This window comes from bacterium (genome assembly GCA_004299235.1).
Taxonomy (GTDB): Bacteria; Chloroflexota; Dormibacteria; order Dormibacterales; family Dormibacteraceae; genus SCQL01.
Genome location: SCQL01000079.1, coordinates 1 through 1,207 on the forward strand (window position 1 = coordinate 1; position 1,207 = coordinate 1,207).

Below are 1,207 nucleotides of genomic sequence, written 5' to 3' on the forward strand. Positions count from 1 at the left end.
TCGGGACTTTCATCGCGGGTGCCCTCCAGGCTGGCCGACCGACTGCTGGCAGAGCTGTACCTGCTGGAGTCCATTACTGACGCAACACTCGTGTGCAGACATTTACGTTGTGGCGAACGAAGATGACGAGCAGATGGTCATGAAGATCCACCGGTACGTTGCCTCGTTCCGCCGCTTCACCAGCGCTGCTGACCCTGCTTGTCGCTGAAACAGACTCGGTCGCATGTCCTTCCGCGCCATCAAGTCGAAGCGAGACTACCTGCGAAAGGGGCAGTCGGCGAGCTGGATGTACATGTCGAGGTTGGCGGCAATCAAGGAGTTTGCTTTCATGAAGGTCCGTTCTCTTCCTGACGAGTGACTTCGTGTGCATTTAGCTGACGTTCCCGTCCTCTACCAGGTCCTGCACGACCACGGCTTCCCAGTTCCTCGACCAATCGACCAGTCGCGGCATTGCCTCATCATGGAGCTCATTGATGCCTTCCCTCTGTGCGTACCCCGCTCAGTACGATCTGTATTCCATGCGCTGACAGTATCCGTCGTCTCCCGCCCAGCCGCCAAATCTCGTCCGTCCCCTCACCCGGCGCTCTCTACTCCGCCTTGATGGACATGATCGTCCGCCTCGCCCGCTCCGGCCTCATCCACGGCGACTTCAACGAATTCAACCTCCTCATCCGCGACCACCGGACCGAAGCCGAAAAGGCGCGAGACGACGAGACGCCTGATGAGCGGGACGAGCGGATTGAGCGCGAGAAAGGGGACTTCCCGGTCAAGGTTGAGCTGGAGGGAGAGGAGTATGAGGAGCGGAAGAGGAGGGAGAGGGAGGGCAGTCTGCTCGAGCCGGTCTTGATCGACTTTCCGCAGATGGTCAGTACGGACCACCCCGACGCAGAGTAGTGAGTCGCGCTTCCGTTTCCTCGTTCCCCCGTCTCCCGAATTCACTGACACTGGCGCTCGCCGGACAGCTACTTCAACCGCGACGTCGAATGCGTTCGAATCTTCTTCGCGCGACGATTCAAGTACGAGTCGAGCGTCTACCCGAAGTTCACCTCTGTCGTGCGCGACGGCGTGAGAGAGTTCGACTTGGACGTGGAGGTCGCGGCTAGCGGATTCAAGAAGGAGGACAGGAAGGTGTTGGAGGAGGTACGTAGCCCTCACCTTCGCTTCGCCAAGTCGTTGCGAGCTAGCTGACCCTCGCGCTTGCGTAGAT

General features: G+C 59.6%; 2 protein-coding genes. Both read left to right on the plus strand.

Annotated elements, in window-relative coordinates; genetic code table 11:
* Positions 1 to 364 precede the first annotated feature (364 nt).
* Complete coding sequence (locus EPN29_14340; GenBank protein TAN30100.1) at positions 365 to 601, plus strand: hypothetical protein; 237 nt, start codon at positions 365 to 367, stop codon at positions 599 to 601.
* Positions 601 to 894 (plus strand): hypothetical protein, encoded by a 294-nt coding sequence (locus tag EPN29_14345; GenBank protein ID TAN30101.1) that lies wholly within the window; start codon positions 601 to 603, stop codon positions 892 to 894. The genes EPN29_14340 and EPN29_14345 overlap by 1 nt, the downstream gene beginning before the upstream one ends.
* Positions 895 to 1,207: the final 313 nt, after the last annotated feature.

What these genes read in the sequence shown, in the direction of transcription:
- EPN29_14345 (TAN30101.1), top strand. Translation starts at nt 601, where the DNA reads ATGGACATGATCGTCCGCCTCGCCCGCTCCGGCCTCATCCACGGCGAC.